This window comes from Streptomyces sp. NPDC048192, from assembly GCF_043202415.1.
Taxonomy (GTDB): Bacteria; Actinomycetota; Actinomycetes; order Streptomycetales; family Streptomycetaceae; genus Streptomyces.
On the sequence record NZ_JBIDAL010000002.1, the window covers coordinates 213,507 to 234,898 of the forward strand.

Below are 21,392 nucleotides of genomic sequence, written 5' to 3' on the forward strand. Positions count from 1 at the left end.
CCGGTCCCGGGACCTCGACGCCGGTCGGCATGCGGCCGCCCTTCGCCGGGCCCCGGGAGTGCGGCCAGGGGCCGCGGCTCACCTGGCCAGCAGCGTGCGCACCCCCTGCGACGTCAGCGTCAGGGCGTGGGTCGAGCTGCCGTCGATGGCCAGGGAGAGGTCGTCGTCGGGCCACTGGGAGGCCAGGGCACCCAGCGGGATCAGCCGGTAGCGGGAGACGAACGGCAGCAGGTCGGTCATCTCGCCCTCGGTGGTGAAGACGGGCACGACCGGGTCGCCTCCGGGCTGTTCCAGCACCGGCAGGGCGACGGTCGTGGCGTCGGCGCCCTCGCCGTCGACCGCGTCGTCCGGCACGGGGACGAGCACGTCACTGTGGGCGAGGACGTCCAGCGCGGTCTCGTCCTCGGCGTTCACCGCCAGCGCGTCCAGCGCCTGCTGGGCGGGCGTCGGCAGGTCGTTGTGTGCGGGTGTCTCCATGGCAGATCCCCTGGTAGCGACGGTGTGACGGCCCACCCGGGAGCGGACGGCGCCCGGGTGTGCTCCGCCACGCGTACCCGGCGGGCCGCACGCCATGCGTTGCGGACCGGAGGAGATGCGGTGACGGCCCGGCTCCCGTGATGACGGGACGGTGAAGACCGCTCACGGCCCCGTTTCCGCCAGCACGGCGTCCACGCCGGTGACCTGGATCAGCGGCCGGTACATCTCCATGATCTGCAGGGCCTTGACGTGGGAGTCGTCGTCCGCGCCGGCGCAGGCGTCGGCGACGACCAGGACCTCGCGTCCCGCGTCGGCGGCGGCCAGGGCGGTGGAGAGCACACAGCACTCGGTGCTGACACCGGCCAGGACCAGTCGGTCGGCGGGGCCGAGGCGGGCGGCGAGTTGCGGGGTCCACTTGCCGAAGGCGGGGGCGTCCACGACGGTGTCGGCCAGGTCGGTGAACTCGTCGGTGAGCCGCCAGAGCGCGGCGTCCGGGGGCTGGAGGGCGAAGGGCCACTGGGCGTAGTAGTCGCGCCAGGCCCCGGCGGGTTTCGCCGGGGCCACGAAGCGGGTGAAGGTCGCCCGGCCGGCGAAGGCGGGCAGCAGGCTGCGGACGCCCGCCGCCGCGTCGGCGTAGCGGGGGGCGGCCCAGGGGCTCGCCGGGTCGGCGAAGACGCGCTGCATGTCGATCACGGCGAGGTGTCCGGTGGTCATGGGTGGAGCGCTCCTTCGCTGGTCGGCGGGGTGGGTGCCGGTGCCTCCTGGGTGCGGACCCGGTGCCGGCCGGTCGGCAGGGCGCCGAGGAAGGCGAGGGCCAGCGCGGCCAGGACGCCGAGGTTGGCGTACGCCCAGGCACCGGACCTGCCGCCCAGGCCGAGGGGGCCGAGGAGGTAGCCCTGCCAGCTGAGCCAGTGCGCCGCGGTGTTGGTGACCAGGCCCCAGCCGACGGCCGTGGCGGCGAGGGTGACGAGCGGGGGCGGCAGCGGGACGTCGCCGTAGCGGCCGTGCGGCCGGTAGAGGTCGCCGTCGTCGTAGTCGCGGCGGCGCAGGGCCAGGTCGGCGAGCATGACGCCGCACCAGGCCGCGATGGGGACGCCGAGCGTGGTGAGGAACCCCGTGAACTGGCCGAGGAAGTCACCGGCGAAGAACACGATGTAGACCGAGCCGGCGATCATCAGGACGCCGTCGAGGAGGGCGGCCAGCGGGCGGGGCACCGGCAGGCCTGCGGAGAGCAGGGCCAGGCCCGAGGAGTAGATGTCCAGGACGGCGCCGCCGACCAGGCCGAGGACGGCGACCACGGCGAACGGCACCAGGAACCAGGTGGGCAGGATGGTGGTGAGCGCGCCGATCGGGTCGGCCGCCACGGCCTTGCTGAGCTGCTGCGAGGAGCCGGCCAGGAGCAGGCCGAAGACGAGCAGGAGCAGCGGGGCCAGGGACGCGCCGAAGGTCGTCCAGCCGATCACGCCGCGGCTGGACGAACCGCGCGGCAGATAGCGGGAGTAGTCGGCCGCGGCGTTGACCCAGCCGAGGCCGAAGCCGGTCATCATGAACACCAGCGCGCCGATGAACTCCTGCGCGGAGCCCGTGGGGACGGCGCTCACCGCGCTCCAGTGGACGCGATCGGCGACCAGGCCGACGTAGACGACGGTGAGGACGCCGGTGACCACGGTGATGGCCGTCTGCAGCCGCATGATCAGGTCGAAGCCCATGACGCCGCCGACGACGGTCAGCGCCGCCACCACGGCCAGGGCGACGATCTCGGTCTCGGTGCCGCCGCCCCAGCCGAGGCGGCGGAAGACGGTGGCGGTGGCCATGACGGCGAGCGCGGTGAGGACGGTCTCCCAGCCGACGGTGAGCATCCACGAGACGACGGACGGCAGCCGGTTGCCGCGTACTCCGTACGCGGCCCGGCTGAGCACCATCGTCGGCGCCGAGCCGCGCTTGCCGGCGACCGCGACGAACCCGCACAGCAGGAACGAGACGACGATGCCGAGCGCGCCGGCCGCGAGGGCCTGCCAGAAGGAGATGCCGAAGCCGAACGCGAACGCGCCGTAACTCAGGCCGAGAACGGAGACGTTGGCGCCGAACCAGGGCCAGAACAGCGTGCGCGGGGTGCCCTTGCGCTCGGCGTCCCCGATCACGTCGAGGCCGTGCGTCTCCACCCGCGTCGGGCGGCCGGCGGATCCGCCGCCGGTGACGCCGAGCGGGCCGCGGGATTCCGTCATGGCCGAGCCACCTGCCCTACCTGTGCGGACGTGTGCGAGCACGCTAGGCGGGGGCCTCGGGGGCGTCAAGGACGCCGGTCCATGACGGAACCGCCCGGCCGGCGTGGGGGGTTCAGCGGTCGAACTCCTCCTGGATGGGGGTCCTCGGCTCCTCCCGCAGATGCTGGGAGACCCCGGGCTTGCCTCCCTCGCGTGCCTGTTCCGCGCGCTGGGCGGCGGTGCGGTCGAGGTCCGAGTCCGGGTCCACCCGCACCGACTTCGCCACGTCCTCGCGGCCCGTGTACTGCTCTGCGGGGATGCCCCGCAGGGCCTTGAGGACCTCGCCGGAGGCACCCGCCTCGCGCGCGGCCTCGACCAGGCGTTCCTTGTCGGCCGGGTACGACACGTCCTTCACTGCCGCCAGCACCTCGGGGACGCTGGTGTGCGCCGTGCTCATCTTGCCTCCCTCAGTCGTCGCCGTCGCCGACGTCCTGTTCGCCGGTGTCCTCGCCCTCGGCCTGGGACGGGGTGGTGCGGGGCACCTCGGTGCCCGCCTCGTCCGCCTCCCGCTCGCCCTCGGCCTGGGACGGGGTGGGCATGTCGTCGCTCATGGGGCCTCCCGGACGCGTCCGGTCTGTTTCCGACGCCCCGGGTACCCGCCCGCCGGACGTCCCATCACCCGCCGGCGTGTGTGAATCCGTCGCCCCGGGATGGGTACCTGGGCAGTCCCGGCGCCGGATGCGGCGCGCGGGAGAGAACACCGAGAAAACACCGACCTTCTCACCGCCTGGAGGAACCATGGCGGGTATCAGCCCCCCTGATCTGCAGAAAGCCCTGTCCGGCGCGGAGTACCCGGCCAACCGGGAGCAGCTCGAGAAAGTCGCGCAGGACAACCATGCGCCCAAGGAGATCACCGAGCGGATCTCGCACCTCGGGAAGAAGGAGTTCCAGAACCCGGCCGAGGTGAGCAAGGCCATCTTCCAGAACGAGTGACCGGACACCGGTGTGCGAAGGCCGGGGCTCCTCGCCCCGGCCTTCACGCGTCCGCAAGCCGTGTCTCCGTCGCCGCCGGTCACCGGCGCCGGGTGGACGGCTGCAGCCGTGAGGCGCCGGGCTCCGTGGTGAAGGCCGGGTGAGCGAGGGCAGGTTCGCGCAGGGTGCGCAGCAGCAGCCAGTTGAGGACCGGCAGCACGACGAGCGGGGCCAGGGCGGTGCGCAGGGAGGTGGCGTCGGCGAGCCGGCCGATGAGCGGGCTCGCCAGACCGCCGGCGCTGACGGCCAGGCCCAGGGTGATGCCGCCGGCCGTACCGACGCGTGAGGGCAGGTAGTCCTGGCCGAGGGTGACCTGGAGGGAGAACGGCACGTACAGGCAGGCGGAGGTCAGCGCCACGCACGCGTACAGGGCGGGTCCGGGGACGTACACCACCCCCGCGACCGCTACGGACGCGACCGGATAGGACCAGCGGCACACCGTCACCCGGTCCCACCGCTCCGCCAGCGCGCCGCCCAGCACCGAGCCCACCGCGCCGCCGAGGTAGAGCACGAACAGTGCGGCGGTGCCGGCGGCCCTGCTCCCGCCCGGGCGCTGTTCCACGTACAGGGAGAGGAAGGTGCTCAGCCCGAGGAACACCACCGAGCGGCACACCACGACCAGTGACAGCTTCACGAACGACGCCGTGTCGTCGGCCGCGCGCGCCGCTGCCGTACCGGCCGGTGCGGACGGCCGCCGCCCGGGGGCGCGCAGCACGGCCAGGCACGCCCCGGCCCCGGCCAGGGCCGGCAGCACCAGCAGCGGGGTACGGCCGAGGCCGCCGGTGCCCACGACGGCGGCGACCAGCAGCGGGGCGAGGGCGAAGCCCGCGTTGCCGCCGAGCGAGAACCAGCCCATGGCGCTGTGCGCGCCGGCGGCCGCCTGCCGGGCGACCCGGGCGGACTCGGGGTGGTAGGCGGCCACCCCGATCCCGGACAGCGCCACGCACGCCAGGGTGAGGAGGTAGGAGCCGCCGAGCCCGCTCAGGGCGATCCCGGCGCCGGCCAGGAGCGTGCTGACCGGGAGCAGCCAGGGGACGGCCCGGCGGTCGGTGAGGGCGCCGAACGCCGGCTGGGCGACGGAGGACAGCAGGGAGGCGGCGAGGACGACGCCCGAGGCGGCGGTGTAGCCGTAGCCGCGCTGCGCGACGAGAAAGGGGATCAGGGAGGGCACGGCGCCCTGGTAGACGTCCACGCAGGCGTGCCCGGCGGAGAGCAGGATGATCGAGGTGTTCCTTCGCACCACGTCATCCTCCGGCCCGGCCGGGCTGTCGGACTTCCGGTAATCTGCCAGGTGATGACGGAAATCCGCCACCAGCCGACGGCTCCCACGCACACCCGGCGGCTGGCGCCGCACGCGTCGATCGAGGCCCACCGGCACGACGACCACCAGATCGTCTACGCGGGCCGGGGAGTCGTGGCCGTCACCACCGACGCGGGCTCCTGGGTCGCCCCCGCCACCCGCGCCATCTGGGTGCCGGCCGGCACGGTGCACGCGCACGAGGCGCACGGCGAGCTGGAGTTGCACCTGATGGGGCTGCCGGCCTCGGAGAACCCGCTGGCCCTGGACACCCCCACCGTGCTCGCCGTCTCGCCGCTGCTGCGCGAGCTGATCGTCGCCCACACCCGGACGCCCGACGACGGCAGCCCCGAGCGGGCCCGGCTGCGCGCAGTGCTGCTCGACCAGCTCAGGGCCTCCCCCCAGCAGCCCCTGCACCTGCCCACGCCCGCAGCGCCGCTGCTGCGCGCCCTGTGCGACATCCTGCGCGCCGACCCGGCCGACGGCCGCACCCTCGCCGAGCTGGGCCGCGCGATCGGGGCGAGCGACCGCACCCTGTCCCGGCTCTTCCGCGCCGAACTCGGCATGACGTTCCCGCAGTGGCGCACCCAGCTGCGGCTGCACCGGGCGCTGGTCCTGCTCGCGGAGGGGACACCGGTGACCACCGTGGCGCACCGGTGCGGCTGGTCGTCGGCCAGCGCCTTCATCGACGTCTTCCGCCGCACCTTCGGCCGCACACCGGGCTCCCGGCCCGCGGGCACCGGACGACCGTCCGGCCGACGGCCGGGCTGACCAGTGCGTGCGGCCCCGCCCGGCCGGGCGGGCCGGTCCCGCGGGCGTGGCGCGTGTCGCGCCCGGAGCGATCCGCGGTGAGGATGGCGAACGGGGGCGGGTCGGCAGCGAGGCGGACATACGACTGTGCGGAGGCGGTCATGGCGGTGAACCGTGTGGGTCTGGTGGTGCACGGCGGGCGCGCCGAGGCCGTGGCGGCCGCGCAGGCGGTGCGCGAGTGGTGCGCGGAGCACGCCGTGGGGTGCGCCGACATCGACGTGTGGCAGGAGGGAGCGCGGCACAGCGCGCGGGAGGAGGTCGACGCGGCGGACGACCCGGACCTCATCGTCACCCTCGGCGGCGACGGCACGTTCCTGCGCGGCGCCCGGCTGGCGGCCGAGAACGACGCCATGGTCCTCGGCGTGGACCTCGGCCGCGTCGGCTTCCTCACCGAGGTCCCGGCCCCGGCGGTGCGTGCGGCCCTGAACGCGGTGCGGGAGGAGCGGATCACCGTCGAGAGCCGGATGCTCCTCACCATGCGGGCGTCCTGCCGGCTGGAGGTGCCCGCGCAGATGGAGGCGCTGCTGCGGTACGGCCGCGGGCCGATGCTGCCGCCGCCTCGGGTGCGGGCGGAGTGCGAGGTGGGCGACAACTGGGGCGTCGCGCTGAACGTCACCGCGCTGAACGACGTCGTCGTGGAGAAGCTCGCCCGGGACCGGCAGGTGTCGGTCGCCGTCTATCTGGCGGGCCGGCTCCTGGCCTCCTACTCCGCCGACGCGCTGCTGGTGGCCACGCCGACCGGCTCCACCGCCTACAGCTTCGCCGCCGGCGGTCCGGTGGTCTCACCGCGCGCCGAGGGCCTGGTCTTCACGCCGGTCGCCCCGCACATGGTGTTCAACCGCTCGGTGGTGGCCGCCCCGGACGAGCCCGTCGCGCTGCGCATCCTTCCGCGCTCCGGCCAGGCGGCGGTGAGCATCGACGGCCAGCTGCGCGGGGTGCTGAGCCCCGGTGACTGGATCGGGGTGTACGCGGCGCCGCGCCGGCTGCGGGCGGTCCGGCTGGGTCCGACGGACTTCTACGGCCGGCTGCGCGAGCGCATGAACCTCACCGACGCACCCGCCGCCCTCGCCGACGGGGAGGCCGCTCCGCTGTGGCCGGTGACCAGTCCCCCGCCGGGCGACCTGGCCCACCTCGCCCTGCCGCCGGCGCCGGAGGAAGCGCACCGGCTGTCGTGAGAGCGGGTCCGGTACGCGGGCGGGCGCCCGGCGGCGGGGACGCGGCCCGGCGCCGCTCAGTCCGTCGTGGCCGACTGCCGGCGCGGCAGCTTCCAGTTCGGCCGGGGGAAGTGGCAGGTGTAGCCGTTGGGGTAGCGCTCCAGGTAGTCCTGGTGCTCCGGTTCCGCCTCCCAGAAGTCGCCGAGCGGCTCGACCTCGGTGACCACCTTCCCCGGCCACAGCCCGCTCGCCTCGACGTCCGCGATCGTGTCCACGGCGATGCGGTTCTGTTCCTCGTCGGCGTAGAAGATGGCGGACCGGTAGCTGCGCCCGATGTCGTTGCCCTGGCGGTCCTTCGTGGTCGGGTCGTGGATCTGGAAGAAGAACTCCAGGATGTCCCGGTAGCTGGTGACCGAGGGGTCGAAGAGGATCTCGATGGCCTCGGCGTGGTCGCCGTGGTTGCGGTAGGTGGCGTTCGGGGTGTCGCCGCCGCTGTAGCCGACACGGGTGGACACCACGCCCGGCTGCTTGCGGATCAGATCCTGCATGCCCCAGAAACAACCGCCCGCCAGGACGGCCCGCTCGGTTCCCACGGTCATCGGTCACTCCCTGAAGCTCGGTCCCGGCCCGGTCGTCGACGTGCCGGCCGGACGGTCACCCAGCCTAATACCGCCCGCGCGCGATCAACGAACGGCCGCCGTGGCTCCCGTCCGGGGCCGCGGACTCGGTCGGCGCCGCGCCGCACCCGGCGGGACAATCGAGACGAGGCTCGGAGAAGGGATCACGGCAGCCATGGTCGGTGACATCAGCGACGAGCTGCGCGCACGGCGCGAGGGCGACAACGGCCACCGCTCGATGCCGCACACGGCGGACACGCGTCTGCAGGCGTGGGGCACCACCCGGGAGCACTGCCTCACCGAGGCCGTACGCGCCATGGTCGAGGCCTTCGCGGACGTGTCGCACGCGCATCCCACGACGCTGGAACGGATCCGTCTCGCTCCCGGCGACGACGCGGACCTGCTGGTGACGCTGCTGGACGAGGTGGTCTACCGGCTGGAGGTGACCGGCCGGATCCCCGTCGACGTGGAGGCGGAGCCCGCCGACGACGGGGGCCTGGAGGTACGGCTGTCGCTCGCCGGCCTCGCGGACGTCACCATTGTCGGTGCGGTGCCCAAGGGCGTCTCCTGGCAGGAGCTGCACATCGGCCCGGACGCGTACGGCTGGTCCTGCTCGGTGATCGTGGACGTGTGACCGCCCGAGGGCGCCCGCGTCACCCCTTCACGACTCCGAGCGGCACCAGCCGTGCGACCTTGCGGCACAGCCCCGCGCCCTCGCTCGCGCCGACCACGGCGTCGACGTCCTTGTACGCCTCGGGGGTCTCCTCCGTCAGGCCGCGCCAGGACTTCGGGCGGGCGGCGATGCCCGCCCGGCGCAGCCGTGCCCGCAGCTCGCCGCCGGTGACGGAGCGGGCGGCCTGGTGGCGGCTCATGGTGCGGCCCGCGCCGTGGCAGGTGGAGTGGAAGGCGTCGCCGCCGGGCACCCCGGCGAGCACGTACGACGCCGTCCCAAGGGTGCCGGGGATCAGCACCGGCTGACCGAACTCCCTGATGTCCTCGGGCAGTTCGGGGTGCCCGGGCGGAAAGGCCCGGGTGGCGCCCTTGCGGTGCACGCACAGCCGCCGCCGGCGGCCGTCCACCGGGTGCGTCTCGATCTTGGCGAGGTTGTGGGAGACGTCGTACACCAGTGACAGCCGGGCGCCGGCGGCGCGCCGGAAAACGCCGCGCGCCGCGTCGGAGAGCAACTGCCGGTTCGCCCGGCCGTAGTTGGCGGCCGCGGCCATGGCCCCGAGGTAGGCCTGCCCCTCGGGCGAGTCGACCGGTGTGCAGGCCAGCTGCCGGTCGGGCACGGTGATGCCGTACCGGGCCATCGCACGGTCCATCAGGCGCACATGGTCGGTGCAGATCTGGTGGCCGAGGCCGCGCGAGCCGCAGTGGATCATCACGCACACCTGGCCCGGCGCGATCCCGAACCGGGCCGCGGCCTGCTCGTCGTACACCTCGGCGACCTGCTGCACCTCCAGGAAGTGGTTGGCCGATCCCAGGCTGCCGACCTGGGCCAGGCCCCGCTCACGGGCCCGCTGTCCGACCTGGGTCACGTCCGCGTCGGCGACCGCACCGCCGTCCTCGCAGCGCAGCAGGTCGCGTTCCTCGCCGTGGCCCTGCTCCACGGCGTAGCGGGAACCGCCGGCCAGCAGCCGCTCCAGCTCGCGGGGATCGCCGAGGTGCCACACGCCGCCGGGCCCGGCCCCGCGGGGTATCGCCCGGTCCAGGCCGTCCATCACCGCGGTCAGCGCGGGCCGGAGGGTGTCGCCGTCGCAGTCGGCGGCCAGCAGCCGCACCCCGCAGGAGATGTCGAAGCCGACGCCGCCCGGCGAGACCACCCCGCCGTCGGCCACGTCGGTGGCGGCGACCCCTCCGATGGGAAAGCCGTACCCCCAGTGGATGTCCGGCATGGCGTACGAGGCGGCGACGATGCCGGGCAGCGTGGCCACGTGCGCGACCTGCTCCAGGGACTGCTCGGCGTCCGCGAGCAGTTCCCGGGAGGCGAACACGACCCCGGGCACGCGCATGTCGGCCCGCGGCTCGATGCGGTAGCGGAAGGAACGTTCCTCGACCAACTCCATCGCGGCCTCCGCTCCGGCCTCGGCGGCGCGCCCCGGGTCACTGTCCGTGCAGCGCGGCGAGCACGTCGTCGTCCGTCAGCTGCTCGAAGTTCTCGTACCACTCTCCCACGGCCAGGAAGACCGCGGGCCGCTGCAGGCACAGCACCTCGTCGGCCTCGCCCCGCAGCAGTTCGGCCGCCTGCGGCGAGCACACGGGCGCCGCCAGCACCACCCGCTCCGGCGCCTGCCGGCGCAGCCAGCGCAGCGCCGCCCGCGCGGTCGCCCCGGTGGCCACCCCGTCGTCCACCAGGATCACGGTACGGTCGCGCAGCTCGGGCGCGGGCCGGCCCTGCCGGTACCGCTCCTCCCGGCGGCGCAGCTCCACCCGCTCCCGCTCCACCACGTCGGACAGGTCCTCCTCGCTCAGGCCGAACTCGTCGAGGGTCCGCTTGTCGAACAGCGGAGGATCGTCGCCCGCGAGCGCCCCGACGCCCAGCTCCTCCTGGAACGGCGCCCCGATCTTGCGCGCGACCAGCACGTCGAGCGGCGCCTCCAGCGCCCGCGCCACCTCACGGGCCACCGTCACCCCGCCGCGCGGCAGGGCCAGCACGACCGGATGGGTCAGCGCCCCGGCCTCCTGCCGGATGCGCAGCCGTTCGGCCAGCTCCCGCCCGGCATGGACACGATCATGAAACCGCATGTCCCGTCCGCTCCTTCCACGTCACCGGCGGGCCGTGCCTCCGGATCGGTGACCTCGCCCAGCGACGCCCTGCCGGCCGGTCCGGCGGGCATGGCACACCTGCCTCCGGCGTCCCGGCCGGGTACCCGGGCAGTGCCGGCACGACACGGGGATCGGGCGGCCGCCCGAAGGCGCGGCGCGGAACGATCGGAGGAGATGGGCGATGGCACGGATGCTCGTCGACGGGGACGACCTGGTCGTACGGCTGTCCTGGTGGGAGCGGGTCGCCGCGCGCCGTGGCGGGGTGCGGGTGGCGCTGGCGGAGGTGTGCCGGGTGACCGCCGAGTCCGAGTGGTGGCGCGCCCTGCGCGGAGTCCCGCGGCGCGGCGTCTGGATTCCCGGCGGCCGGTCCGTCGGGACGCGCGGTCATCCCGGCGGGACGGACTTCGTGGCCCTGCGGGCGGGCAGACCCGTGGTCTGCGTCGAACTGCGGCCCTCCGCCCCCTTCCGCTTCCTCGCCGTGTCCGTGCCGGACATGGACGAGGCCAGGTCCACGGCCCGCGCCCTGGACCGGGCCGCGCCGCGCATCGACACCTCCACGCGGTACCGGCAGCCGGTGCCGGTGGCGGAGGAACTCCCCGGAGGCAGCGCGCGCCCCAGCCTGCCTGCGGGCACCGGAAGCGACCGGGGCACCGGGCAGGACCGGCACACGGGTCCGCATCGGGGCGCCGGGAAAGGCCGGGGCATCGGGAAAGCCCAGGGCATCGAGGGTCGCGGGGACGCCAGGGACACCGGAAACGGCGGGGACACCAGGAGGGGCGGGGACACGACGAAGGACCGTGGCGCCGGGGCGGGCCCGGGCACCGGGAGGACGGGTGACGTTCGCCGTGATCCGGGCTAGCTGCGGACCGTGCGCAGCAGGTGGTCGCGGACGCGGATCACGTCCGGATTGTCGGGGACGCCCGGCCGCTGGACCAGGTATCCGGTGTTGATGGGCGGGTCCTCGGGCTCGTGCAGCGGGACGAGGGCGCCCGAGGCGAGTTCGTCCGCGCACAGATAGCGGGGCAGCACGGAGAAGCCCGCGCCGGCCGCCACCGCGGCCTTCACTCCGCGCAGGTCCGGCACCGTGACGGCGGCGGGGCAGGACAGCCGGCGGCCGAAGACATGGCGCCAGTAGCGGCGGGCGATGGGCAGGTCTTCCGCGTACGTCACCAGGGGCACCCCGTGCAGGGCCGCGGGCCCCTCGGCGGCGAGCGGCTCCCGCAGCCGGTCGGCCCACGAGGGGGCCGCCACCAGCACGAACTCCTCATCCATCAGCGGTACGGCGTACAGCGTCCGTCCCCGGGGGCGGACGGTGGCGATCACCAGGTCGTGCCGGCCGGCCCGCAGTCCGCCCAGCAGGGCGTCGGTCAGCCCGGCCGCCACCCGCAGCCGTACGCCGTCCGCCACGAGCGGCGCCAGCGCCGGCAGCGCGGTGACGCACAGGAACTCGGCGGGACCCGCCAGGTGCACCGGTGCTGCGGTACGGCCCGCCGCCGGGTCGGGGCCGGCGAGCGCGCCGAGCAGGTCGAGCCCGGGGGCGACCCGTACCGCCAGCTCGTCCGCCACGGCCGTCGGCGCGACGCCGCGCGGCAGCCGCTCGAACAACTGACGCCCCGTCTGCCGTTCCAGGGTGCGCATCTGCGTCGTCACCGTGGGCTGCGACAGCCCGAGCAGCTGGGCGGCGCCGGTGAACGAACCCGACCGGTACACGGCGAGGAACGTGCGCAGCAGATTGAGATCGAGAGGGCCTTCGCTCACACGGACCATTGAAGCGGTTGCCGCCATAGGACTTCCAATGCCGGGCATCGGATTCCTCATTGGATTCCGATGGCTCGGCGCTCTACGTTCGATCGCGTCGCACCTCTCCGCGAAGGAAGCACCATGTCGAAGATCCTCTTTGTGATGACCGGCGCCGACCACTGGACGCTGGCCGACGGCACCAAGCACCCCACCGGCTTCTGGGCCGAGGAGGCCGTCACCCCGTACGAGGCGTTCCGGGCCGCCGGTCACGAGATCGTCGTCGCCACGCCGGGCGGTGTCCTCCCCACCGTCGATCAGGCCAGCCTCGCTCCGGAGGCCAACGGCGGTCCGCAGGGCGCCGACCGGATCGCCGCCGCCCTCGCCTCGTTCACCGAGATCCAGCACCCGGTCAGGCTGGAGGACGTCAGCCCGGACGACTACGACGCCGTCTTCTACCCCGGCGGCCACGGCCCCATGGAGGACCTCGCCGTCAGCCCCGCCTCCGGCGGGCTGCTCGTCGCCGCGCTCGACTCCGGCAAGCCGCTCGGCGTGGTCTGCCACGGACCGGCCGCGCTGCTCGCCGCCGAGCGCGGCGACGGTTCGAACGCCTTCGCCGGTTACCGGGTGGCCGCGTTCACCAACGCCGAGGAGACCCAGGCGGGCTTCGCCGACAAGGCCACGTGGCTGCTGCAGACGCGGCTCGAGGAAGCGGGCGTCGACGTACGCGCCGGCGAGCCGTGGCAGCCCCATGTGGTCGTCGACCGCAACCTGGTCACCGGCCAGAACCCGGCCAGCTCCGCCGCGCTGGCGGCCGAACTGCTGAAGAAGCTGGGCTGAGGCAGCGGCCCCCGGGGGCGCGTGGGACGGGGTCAGGGCTACAGCCGGCTCTCGTCCGGGCCGCTCACCACGGTGAGCAGGTCGTCCCGGGCGGCCAGGGCGTCCAGGGAGAGCGTGCGGTAGCCGACGTCGTCGAAGAGTACGGTGATGCGGTCCCCGTCCTCGCTCAGCACGGTGCCGCGGCCCCACTCGCCGTGCCGTACGGCGGCTCCGGGCGGATAGGCGCCGGCCTGCGGATGCCGGCCGGTGCCCGTCGCGTCGCCGCCGCTCTCCTGCTCGTCGCACATGTCGCAGTTGCCGCAGGGGGCTTCGTACTCCTCGCCGAAGTAGCCCAGGAGGAAGCGCCTCCGGCAGCCGGTGGTCTCGGCGTACGCCCGTGCCATGTCCACTCGGGAGCGGTCCATGCGCTTGTGGGCCTCGGCGGTGTCCACGGCCCGGCGCACCGCGCGCGACGGTGCCGTGCCCGGGACCGGGCGGACGGCACCCGAGGCGTCCGTGACCAGGGCGCCGGCTTCCTCCAGCAGGTTCACGGCCGTCGTGACCCTGGCGCGCGACATGCCGGTGTCGTGCCGCAGCCGGTCGAGGTCCGGTGGGGCGTCACGGTGGGCGTGAACCGCCCGTACGACCGCGTCCACGGCCTGGGGACGGGGCGTGCGGCTGCTGAAGTACGCCTGCATTCCCGTGTCCTCGGTGCGGTAGTGCAGTACGGCGAGGGCGGGCCGTCCGTCGCGGCCGCAGCGCCCGATCTCCTGGTAGTAGGCGTCGAGGGAGCCCGGCAGTGAGGCGTGCAGCACGAACCGCACGTTCTCCTTGTCGATGCCCATCCCGAAGGCCGAGGTGGCCACCACGACATCCAGGTCGCCGGAGAGGAACGCCTCGTGGATCCGCCGGCGTTCGGCGGCGCGCAGGCCCGCGTGGTAAGCGGCGGCGGCAAGCCCGAGGGAGGCCAGCTCAGCGGCGTAGGCCTCGCTGTCCTTGCGCGTCGCCGCGTAGACGATGCCGGGCTTGGGAGCGGCGGCGGTGTCCTCCAGGACGCGGGAACGCCGTTCGTCGTCGTCGAGGTGGCGGCGCACGTCCAGCCTGATGTTGGGGCGGTCGAATCCGGTGACGAGCTGCCGCGGCCGGTCCATGCCGAGCCGTTCGACGATGTCCTGCCGTACCGGGGGCGCGGCGGTCGCCGTGAGCGCCAGGACGGGCGGCCGGCCCAGCCGCCGTACCGCCGGGGCCAGACGCAGGTACTCGGGCCGGAAATCGTGGCCCCAGGAGGACACGCACTGGGCCTCGTCCACCACGAAGAGGGCGGGTGCGCCTCGGTCAGCCGCTGGACGACCTCGTCCTTGGCCAGTTGTTCCGGGGACAGGTAGACGTAGCGCACCGAGCCCTGCTGTACCGCTGCCCAGGCGTCCTCGGTCTCGGCCGCGCCGAGGTCGGAGTTGACGGCGACGGCCTCGGGGGCGCGGTCGCCTCCGGGCAGTCCCGCGATCTGGTCCCGCTGCAGGGCCAGCAGCGGTGACACGACGACGACAGGACCGGACAGCAGCAGGGCGGGAACCTGGTACACGGCGGACTTGCCGGATCCGGTCGGCATGACGACGAGACAGTCCCGTCCCTCAAGCACCCACTCCATGGCGGTGAGCTGTTCGGGACGCAGTTCCTCCCAGCCGAACACCTCGGCGGCCGTCTCGCGCAGCCGCCCGGCCCGCCGTCCGCGGGCCTGTGGTCCTTCCCCGGTCATGGTGCGCTCCTCGCAGGCGGGGCTGTCGTGGGTACCCCGGCCCCGGGCGAGTACCCGGGCACGACCGGTCAGGTGGCCAGGTGCCGTTGCAGCCAGTCGGCAGCGGCACGGCGGAAGAGCCGGCGGTTGTCGGCGCGGAGGAACTCGTGTCCTTCGTCGCGCAGGGTGAGCAGTTCGGCGGTCACACCGCGCTCGCGCGCCGCCCGTACGAACTGCTCGGACTCCCCCGGCGGCACATTGGTGTCGTGCTCGCCGTGCACGGCGAGCACGGGTGCCCGCAGCGCGTCGATGCGGCTCATCGGTGACAGCGCCCGCAGCAGTTCGCGGTCGTGTTCGGGGTGGCCGTACTTGTGGGCCGCCGACTGGGCGATCCAGGGTTCGGTGCCCTCGAAGAACGTCGCGAGGTCCGACATGCCGCACACCGCCACTCCGGTGCGGAACAGGTCCGGGTGCCAGACCAGGGAGGCGAACGTGAGATAGCCGCCGTACGAGCGGCCCATCACCGCGAGCCGGGCGGGATCGGCCGGACCGGCCAGCACCGCGTGGGCGGCGCAGTCCGCCACGTCGTCGATCGCGGCGAACCGTCCCCTGCCCAGGTCGGCGTCGACGAAGGACCGGCCGTAGCCGGAGGATCCGCGGACGTCGGGCGCGAAGACGTCCAGTCCGCGCCCGAGGATCTCGTGGTACAGCGGGTTGAGGACGGGGCGCTCCTGGTCCTCGGGGCCGCCGTGCAGGTGGATGACGCAGGGCGCCGGTTCGCCGGGGCCGCGGCCCGGCGCGCGGTAGTACCAGCCGTTCAGCGGCAGCCCGTCCCGGGCGGTGGGGCGCAGGGGCACCGGCCGCACGGGCGGGCGGCCCGGGGGTACGGCGTCCTCGTCGCGGGACGACCACGGGGTGCGCAACGGGGTCGCGCCGCCGGGCAGCCACCAGATGCCGGGGCGGCGGCGGGACCCGGACAGGGCGAGCAGCAGCCGATGGCCGGCGTGCACGATGCGCGTGACCACTTCGTGGGGCAGGGAGACGGTCCGGGAGGGGCCCGCCCCGGTCTGGGGGGTCGCGTCCGTGTCCAGCACCTCCAGCTCGCTCATGCCCCGGACGTTCCAGGCGAGCACGGCGTGGCTGCCGTCGCGGGCGCACCGCAGCAGCTCCAGGTCGGTGCTCTCCCGGGAGGCGCCGACCGACCAGCCACGCGGGTGCCCTTCCGGGTCGAGTGCGGCGGCGAGCAGGACCGCGAACTCCCGATGGGCGTTGCTGCGCAGCCAGAGGGTGTCCGCGCGGGGTGAGAAGCCGCCGATCCACGGGTCCCCGTCGGCCACCGGCATCACACAGGTCGTCACGTGGTCGGCGGTGCGCAGCACGACCGCCTCGCGCCGGCCGCGGGGTCCCCGGCGCAGCAGTGCGAGCGCGCCGTCCCGGCTGAGATCGCACACGCGGAGCGTCGCCGCGTCCTTCTCGACGGCGAGCAGGGCGGGGGCGGCGACGCCGTCGGGATCGACGAGGTAGGCCGACAGCCCGTCGCCGAATCCGGCCGCCGGGGCGGTTGCGCCGCCCGGTGCGCCGAGCGTCGCCGTCTCCACGGCGACCACGGGTGACGGCAGTGCGGGCCCGGCGTCCGTGTGGGGTGGCGGACCGAGGAGCCGGGTGTCGCCGGTCCGGCCGTGCCAGGGGGCCGGCAGCAGGCCGTCGGACGGGCCGGGTCCGGCGGCGCCGGCCTCCGCCATGGCGTCCGGGGCGGATACGGCGGTGGGGACCGCGACGGTGACCGCGACCGCCGATCCGTCGTGGGCCCAGCAGCCCAGGTGGGCGGAGCTGCCCGGCTCGGCTCCGGCCAGGATGTGCCGGTCGCTGCCGTCGGGGCGGACGCACAGCACGCGGGTGTGCTCACCGCCGCCGGGGGCGGTGGTGTAGGCGATCCAGCGGCCGTCGGGCGACCAGGCCACCTCCGTCACGGGGTCGGGTCCGTCGTCGAGCAGGCGCACGGGATCGCCGTCGACGGGACCCGTCCACAGCTGGGGCACACCGCCGCGGTCGCAGATGAAGGCGACCTGTGTGCCGGCCGGGTCGGCCGAGGGGTACCAGCAGCCGTGCGCGATGAGCCGCGTCGTCGCCTCGCGCGGCCCGGAGGCGTTCGGCAGCGGGACGCGGGCGGGCGCGGCGAAGGCGGTCCTCCGGCCGTCGGGGGCCGGCGGAGCCGGGTCGGCGGTGCGCTCCGGGCGGGCGGTGGCAGGCCGCCCGGCACCGGCCGTGCCGGCGCCGGGCTGCCGTACCGCGGGGGGTTCCCCGGTCAGATTCCGTGCGTCTGCAGCCATATCTCCAGCAAAGCCACTTGCCACAGTGCGTTCGCTCCGCGCTTGGTGCGGTGCTCGTCGGGGGCCGCCAGGAGCTCGGCGACGTAGGAGTCCTGGAAGAGCCCGCGCCGCTTGGCCTCCGGGGCGGTCAGTGCCGCACGCACCTTGTCCAGGACGGGTCCCGCCATGTGGGTGATCGCCGGGACCGGGAAGTAGCCCTTGGGGCGGTCGACCACCTCACGGGGCAGCAGTTTGCGGCCGGCCTCCTTCAGGACGCCCTTGCCGCCGTCGGCCAGCTTCAGCTCCGGCGGGCACGCGGCCGCCAGCTCGACCAGTTCGTGGTCCAGGAACGGCACCCGGGCCTCCAGGCCCCAGTCCATCGTCATGTTGTCGACCCGCTTGACCGGGTCGTCCACCAGCATGACATGAGTGTCCAGGCGCAGGGCTGCGTCGAGCGCCGTCTCGGCCCCGGGTGCCGCCATGTGCTCGCGGACGAACCGGCCGGAGACGTCGTCGGACGGCAGCATGTCGGGGTGCAGCATCGCGGCGAGGTCGGCGTGCGGCCGGTCGAAGTAGGTCTCGGCATACCTCTGCGGCTCGTCCTCGCGGGCCGCGGAGGCCAGTTGCGGGTACCAGTGGTAGCCGGCGAAGACCTCGTCGGCGCCCTGCCCGCTCTGGACGACCTTGACGCTCTCGGACACCTGCTCGGACAGCAGGTGGAAGGCGACCACGTCATGGCTCATCATGGGTTCGCTCATCGCCGCGACCGCCGCGTCCAGGGCCGTCGACACGCGCTGCGAGGGAACCACCAGCTGCCGGTGGTCCGTGGCGAACTCCCTGGCCACCAGGTCGGAGTAGCGGAACTCGTCCCCCTCGTCGCCGCCCTCCGCCTCGAAGCCCACGCTGAACGTCGCCAGGTCCCGCTGCCCCTCGTCGGCCAGCAGGGCGACGATCAGGCTGGAGTCCAGTCCCCCGGACAGCAGGACGCCGACCGGGACGTCGGCGACCATCCGCCGGCGTACGGCGGTGCGCAGCGCGTCCAGCACCGCGTCCCGCCACTCGGCGGCGCCCATGCCGGCGTGCTCGGGGCGGCGCGTGTACGTGGGCTGCCAGTAGCAGTGGTCCCGGTGGGTGCCGTCCGGGTCGACGACCCGCACGGTGGCCGGGGGAAGCTTGCGCACGCCCGCCAGCACGGTCCGGGGCGCGGCGACGGTGGCGTGCCAGCTGAGGTACTGGTGCACGGCGGCCGGGTCGAGCGAGGTGTCGACGCCGCCGGCCGCGAGCAGGGCGGGCAGCGAGGAGGCGAAGCGCAGCCGCCCCGGGGTCTGTGCCAGGTACAGGGGTTTGATGCCGAGCCGGTCGCGGCCCAGCACCAGGCGGCCGGTCCGGTGCTCGAAGAGGGCGAAGGCGAACATGCCGTGGAAGTGGTCGACACAGGAGGTGCCCCACTGCCGGTACGCCGTGAGCACGACCTCGGTGTCCGAGGTGGACAGGAACCGGTGGCCGAGGGCCTTCAGTTCCGCGCGCAGCTCCTTGTAGTTGTAGATGCACCCGTTGAAGACACCGGTGATCTCCTGCTCGGTGTCGGTCAGGGGCTGGGTCCCGCGCTCGGAGAGGTCGATGATCTTCAGACGGCGGTGCCCCAGCGCCACGGCGTCCCGGGACCAGACGCCCCGGCCGTCGGGTCCGCGGGCGGCGAGCCGGTCCGTCATGCGCTCGACGGCCGCCAGATCGGGGCGGGTGCCGTCGAAGCGCATCTCACCGCTCAGCCCGCACATCCGCGACCACCTCCCTGCTGCGCGTGCGTACGGCGCGGGACGGGCGGCGGTGAGGTACCCCCTGGGCCGCCCAACGGTATGTGGCCGGGACTGATCGACACGGTCGTGCTTCTCCTTCGTGAGGACGAAGACTGCTCTGCCCGGGAGGCGAGCTGTGCACCTCCGACTTCCCACCAGTCGCACGACTCATGCAGGGGTGCCCAAAAGAGAGGGAGACCTCACAGATGAGCGCCAGGCGCACACGTGCGATTCGCCGAGAGCAGGTTTGTTCGAGCACGGACGGTACAGACGAGGAGCTGACACAGTCCTCGTACGAAGAGACGGAGACGCACATGGGCATCATCGCGTGGATCATCATCGGCCTGCTCGCCGGCGCCATCGCCAAGGCCATCATGCCGGGCAAGGACCCCGGCGGCATCATCATCACCATGCTCATCGGCGTGGCCGGCGGTCTGCTCGGTGGCTGGCTCGGCAAGGTGATCTTCGGCGTCGACTCCATCGACGGGTTCTTCGACCTCTCCACCTGGATAGCGGCGATCGTCGGCTCCCTCATCCTCCTCGCCCTGTACCGCCTCATCACCGGCAACCGGCACTCGCACCGGCACGCATGACCCCTGGCGCCGAACCCGTCGGGGCGACTCTCCGGACGGCTCCCGCCCTGGTCCCCAGGGGGGAGCCGTCGTCGTGTGCGGCCGCGAGCTACTACGTGTCCGTACGGCGGTCAGCGTCTGTCCGGGGCCGCCAACCGGTGCAGGCGCAGGGCGAGCTGGATCTCCAGGGCCCGGCCCGGATCCTGCCAGTCGCCGCCCAGCAGGCGGCCCACCCGCTCCAGCCGCTGGGCGACCGTGTTCACGTGCACATGCAGCGCGTCCTTGGTGCGGGCCGGGCTCATCCCGCAGGCGAAGTACGCGTCCAGGGTGCGCAGCAGTTCCGTGCCGCGCCGCTCGTCGTAGCGCACGACCGGGCCGATGGTGCGGTCGACGAAGCCGGCGACGTCCCGCTCGCCCGCGAGGAGCAGACCGAGGAAGCCGAAGTCCTCGGCCGCCGCGCCGTCCCCGGCCCGGCCCAGCAGGCGCAGCGCGTCCAGGCAGCGGCGGCCCTCGGCATAGGCGGCGACGACGGTCTCGGGGCGGGTGGTGAGATCCGTGACCGGGGCCGATGCGCCGACGGTCACGGGCTGGTGGACCGCCGTGCCCAGCTGGCGGGCGGTGCGCCGGGCCAGGTCCGTGGCGGTGTCCCCGCCGGCGAGCGGCAGCAGCAGGACCGTGCCGCCGTCGCGTGCGGCGGACAGGCCGTGCCGGGTGGCGGCGAGGTGGGAGGCGGCCGACCACAGGCGGCGGCGGGCCGCGGCCTCCTCGTCGGCGTCGGCCGCGGGGCCGTCGAGGCGTGCGGCGAGGACGACGTGGGTGGCGTCGAGGTCGGCGTGCAGCCGGGTGGCGCGCTCGCGCAGCAGGCGCGGGTCCCGGTCGCGTGCGTCGAGCAGGTCGTCCAGCAGTTCGCCGCGGACGCGCTGTTCGGCCTCGGCGGCCGACCGGCGGGCGAGCAGGAGCAGCGAGGTGACCATCGCCGCGCGCTCCAGGGTGCGCTGGTCCACCGGGTCGAGGCCGGGGTGCCCGCGCAGGACCAGCGCGCCGAGGAGTTCGCCGCCGGCGGCGACCGCGGCGATCCAGTCGCTGCCGTGCCGTACGGCGTGGCCCTCGGCGCGGGACGCCTCCAGCGCCTCGGCCGGCGCGGCGTCGGCCTCGCAGAACTCGACGGCGCCGTCGAGGACTTCGGAGACGGCGGCGGCCACGTCGTGCACCCCGCCGCCGCGCAGGACGAGTTCGGCGAGCCGGTCGTGGACGTCGGAGGCGCGCTCGATGACGGCGCTGCGGTCCCGGATGATCTCGTTGGCGCGCTCCAGGCCCGCCAGGGCGGCCCGGGTCTCGGTGAGCAGGTTGGCGGTGTCGATCGCGGCCGCGGCGAGGGCGGCGAAGGAGCCGAGCAGGGCGATCTGGGCGCGCTCGAAGACGCGGGCCCTGCGGTCGGCGGCGAAGAGGACGCCGATGACGTGGTGGCCGAGCATCAGGGGGACGCCGAGGATGGCGACCAGGCCCTCGTCGCGGACGCCGGCGTCGATGGTGTGGGTGTGCTGGAAGCGGGCGTCCTTGAAGTAGTCGTCCGTGACGTACGGCCGGGTCGTCTGGGCGACCAGTCCGCCCAGGCCCTCGCCCATGCCGAGGCGCAGCTGCTGGAAGCGGGCGGAGACGGAGCCCTCGGTGACCCGCATGTAGGTGTCGCCGCGCGCCGGGTCGTTCAGCGTGAGGTAGGCGACGTCGGTGCCGAGCAGGGAGCGGGCGCGCTGCACGATGGCCTGCAGGACGGCGTCCAGGTCGCGCAGCCCCGCGAGGTCGTGGGCGGTCTCGAAGAGCGCGGACAGCTCCGCCTCGCGCCGGCGGCGGCCCTCCAGCTCGGCCCGGACGCGCAGGGCGAGCAGCTTGGCCTGCTCCAGCGCGGCGATCCGCCCGGCCGGTCCGCCCTCGGCGCGGGCGAGCAGCACCGGCTGCTCGTACGCCTCCGCGGAGGCGTCGCGGGCGAGCAGCTCGAGGTACGGGGCCTCGATGCTGCCGCTGGGGGCCGGCTGAAGGTGATCGCGGGACATGGTCACAGGATTCCGT

Annotated in this window: 20 protein-coding genes and 1 pseudogene; 7 read left to right on the top strand and 14 right to left on the bottom strand. The window is 74.4% G+C overall.

Annotation, left to right across the window (positions count from 1 at the left end):
• Positions 1-78 precede the first annotated feature (78 nt).
• The 5 genes from ACGFZN_RS03805 to ACGFZN_RS03825 all read right to left on the bottom strand — a co-directional run bounded on the left by ACGFZN_RS03805 (position 79) and on the right by ACGFZN_RS03825 (position 3,292).
• On the bottom strand, positions 79-477 hold the full coding sequence (locus ACGFZN_RS03805) for an SseB family protein (protein ID WP_393856854.1): 399 nt from the start codon (positions 475-477) through the stop codon (positions 79-81).
• Positions 478-639: 162 nt separating this feature from the next.
• Positions 640-1,191 carry a cysteine hydrolase family protein gene (locus ACGFZN_RS03810; protein WP_393856855.1) on the bottom strand — a complete coding sequence of 184 codons (552 nt, stop codon included), beginning with the start codon at positions 1,189-1,191 and terminating at the stop codon, positions 640-642.
• On the bottom strand, positions 1,188-2,702 hold the full coding sequence (locus ACGFZN_RS03815; RefSeq protein WP_393856856.1) for a purine-cytosine permease family protein: 1,515 nt from the start codon (positions 2,700-2,702) through the stop codon (positions 1,188-1,190). The genes ACGFZN_RS03810 and ACGFZN_RS03815 overlap by 4 nt, the downstream gene beginning before the upstream one ends.
• A 112-nt stretch (positions 2,703-2,814) precedes the next feature.
• Positions 2,815-3,138: a DUF2795 domain-containing protein gene (locus ACGFZN_RS03820; RefSeq protein ID WP_393856857.1), complete on the bottom strand. Its 324-nt coding sequence runs from the start codon at positions 3,136-3,138 to the stop codon at positions 2,815-2,817.
• 10 nt (positions 3,139-3,148) lie between these two features.
• Entirely contained in the window at positions 3,149-3,292 is a 144-nt protein-coding gene (locus ACGFZN_RS03825; RefSeq protein ID WP_393856858.1) for a hypothetical protein, read from the bottom strand.
• Positions 3,293-3,479: 187 nt separating this feature from the next.
• Here ACGFZN_RS03825 and ACGFZN_RS03830 point away from each other — a divergent pair, with 187 nt between their 5' ends.
• A complete protein-coding gene (locus ACGFZN_RS03830; protein ID WP_330341598.1) occupies positions 3,480-3,674 on the top strand; it encodes a DUF2795 domain-containing protein in 195 nt (64 codons plus the stop codon).
• A 79-nt stretch (positions 3,675-3,753) separates the two neighbouring features.
• On the opposite strand, the gene ACGFZN_RS03835 is transcribed toward ACGFZN_RS03830, so the two are convergent.
• Positions 3,754-4,953, bottom strand: coding sequence for an MFS transporter (locus ACGFZN_RS03835; protein ID WP_393856859.1), 1,200 nt, complete (start codon positions 4,951-4,953; stop codon positions 3,754-3,756).
• A gap of 54 nt (positions 4,954-5,007) precedes the next feature.
• Here ACGFZN_RS03835 and ACGFZN_RS03840 point away from each other — a divergent pair, with 54 nt between their 5' ends.
• Together ACGFZN_RS03840 and ACGFZN_RS03845 are read left to right on the top strand one after the other, a co-directional pair.
• Positions 5,008-5,781 (top strand): AraC family transcriptional regulator, encoded by a 774-nt coding sequence (locus ACGFZN_RS03840; RefSeq protein ID WP_393856860.1) that lies wholly within the window; start codon positions 5,008-5,010, stop codon positions 5,779-5,781.
• Positions 5,782-5,921: 140 nt separating this feature from the next.
• Positions 5,922-6,995 carry an NAD(+)/NADH kinase gene (locus ACGFZN_RS03845; RefSeq protein ID WP_393856861.1) on the top strand — a complete coding sequence of 358 codons (1,074 nt, stop codon included), beginning with the start codon at positions 5,922-5,924 and terminating at the stop codon, positions 6,993-6,995.
• Between the two features lie 56 nt (positions 6,996-7,051).
• Here the strand turns inward: ACGFZN_RS03845 and msrA are convergent, their stop codons facing one another.
• Positions 7,052-7,573, bottom strand: coding sequence for a peptide-methionine (S)-S-oxide reductase MsrA (gene msrA / locus ACGFZN_RS03850; protein WP_393856862.1), 522 nt, complete (start codon positions 7,571-7,573; stop codon positions 7,052-7,054).
• Between the two features lie 193 nt (positions 7,574-7,766).
• On the opposite strand from msrA, the gene ACGFZN_RS03855 reads away from it, so the two are divergent.
• A complete protein-coding gene (locus tag ACGFZN_RS03855) occupies positions 7,767-8,225 on the top strand; it encodes an archease (RefSeq protein ID WP_393856863.1) in 459 nt (152 codons plus the stop codon).
• A gap of 19 nt (positions 8,226-8,244) precedes the next feature.
• Here ACGFZN_RS03855 and ACGFZN_RS03860 read toward each other — a convergent pair whose 3' ends face one another.
• Together ACGFZN_RS03860 and ACGFZN_RS03865 are read right to left on the bottom strand one after the other, a co-directional pair.
• A complete protein-coding gene (locus tag ACGFZN_RS03860) occupies positions 8,245-9,657 on the bottom strand; it encodes an RtcB family protein (protein WP_393856864.1) in 1,413 nt (470 codons plus the stop codon).
• 37 nt (positions 9,658-9,694) lie between these two features.
• Positions 9,695-10,336 (bottom strand): phosphoribosyltransferase, encoded by a 642-nt coding sequence (locus ACGFZN_RS03865; protein WP_393856865.1) that lies wholly within the window; start codon positions 10,334-10,336, stop codon positions 9,695-9,697.
• A 202-nt stretch (positions 10,337-10,538) separates the two neighbouring features.
• Between ACGFZN_RS03865 and ACGFZN_RS03870 the strand changes: the two genes are divergently transcribed.
• The gene (locus ACGFZN_RS03870) at positions 10,539-11,216 is read left to right on the top strand and encodes a hypothetical protein (RefSeq protein WP_393856866.1); all 678 of its coding nucleotides are present in this window, start codon (positions 10,539-10,541) and stop codon (positions 11,214-11,216) included.
• Here ACGFZN_RS03870 and ACGFZN_RS03875 read toward each other — a convergent pair.
• A complete protein-coding gene (locus ACGFZN_RS03875; RefSeq protein ID WP_393856867.1) occupies positions 11,213-12,124 on the bottom strand; it encodes a LysR family transcriptional regulator in 912 nt (303 codons plus the stop codon). The genes ACGFZN_RS03870 and ACGFZN_RS03875 overlap by 4 nt on opposite strands.
• Positions 12,125-12,238: 114 nt before the next feature.
• On the opposite strand from ACGFZN_RS03875, the gene ACGFZN_RS03880 reads away from it, so the two are divergent.
• A complete protein-coding gene (locus ACGFZN_RS03880) occupies positions 12,239-12,934 on the top strand; it encodes a type 1 glutamine amidotransferase domain-containing protein (protein WP_393856868.1) in 696 nt (231 codons plus the stop codon).
• A 38-nt stretch (positions 12,935-12,972) separates the two neighbouring features.
• Here the strand turns inward: ACGFZN_RS03880 and ACGFZN_RS03885 are convergent.
• The 3 genes and pseudogenes from ACGFZN_RS03885 to ACGFZN_RS03895 all read right to left on the bottom strand — a co-directional run bounded on the left by ACGFZN_RS03885 (position 12,973) and on the right by ACGFZN_RS03895 (position 18,735).
• Positions 12,973-14,669: pseudogene (locus tag ACGFZN_RS03885) on the bottom strand (RecQ family ATP-dependent DNA helicase).
• A 68-nt stretch (positions 14,670-14,737) separates the two neighbouring features.
• Positions 14,738-16,978: a prolyl oligopeptidase family serine peptidase gene (locus tag ACGFZN_RS03890; protein ID WP_393856869.1), complete on the bottom strand. Its 2,241-nt coding sequence runs from the start codon at positions 16,976-16,978 to the stop codon at positions 14,738-14,740.
• Entirely contained in the window at positions 16,954-18,735 is a 1,782-nt protein-coding gene (locus tag ACGFZN_RS03895) for an N-acetylglutaminylglutamine amidotransferase (RefSeq protein WP_393856870.1), read from the bottom strand. The genes ACGFZN_RS03890 and ACGFZN_RS03895 overlap by 25 nt, the downstream gene beginning before the upstream one ends.
• A 332-nt stretch (positions 18,736-19,067) precedes the next feature.
• Between ACGFZN_RS03895 and ACGFZN_RS03900 the strand changes: the two genes are divergently transcribed.
• Positions 19,068-19,346 carry a GlsB/YeaQ/YmgE family stress response membrane protein gene (locus ACGFZN_RS03900; RefSeq protein WP_189297688.1) on the top strand — a complete coding sequence of 93 codons (279 nt, stop codon included), beginning with the start codon at positions 19,068-19,070 and terminating at the stop codon, positions 19,344-19,346.
• 110 nt (positions 19,347-19,456) lie between these two features.
• On the opposite strand, the gene ACGFZN_RS03905 is transcribed toward ACGFZN_RS03900, so the two are convergent.
• Positions 19,457-21,376, bottom strand: coding sequence for a helix-turn-helix domain-containing protein (locus ACGFZN_RS03905; RefSeq protein WP_393856871.1), 1,920 nt, complete (start codon positions 21,374-21,376; stop codon positions 19,457-19,459).
• Positions 21,377-21,392 lie beyond the last annotated feature (16 nt).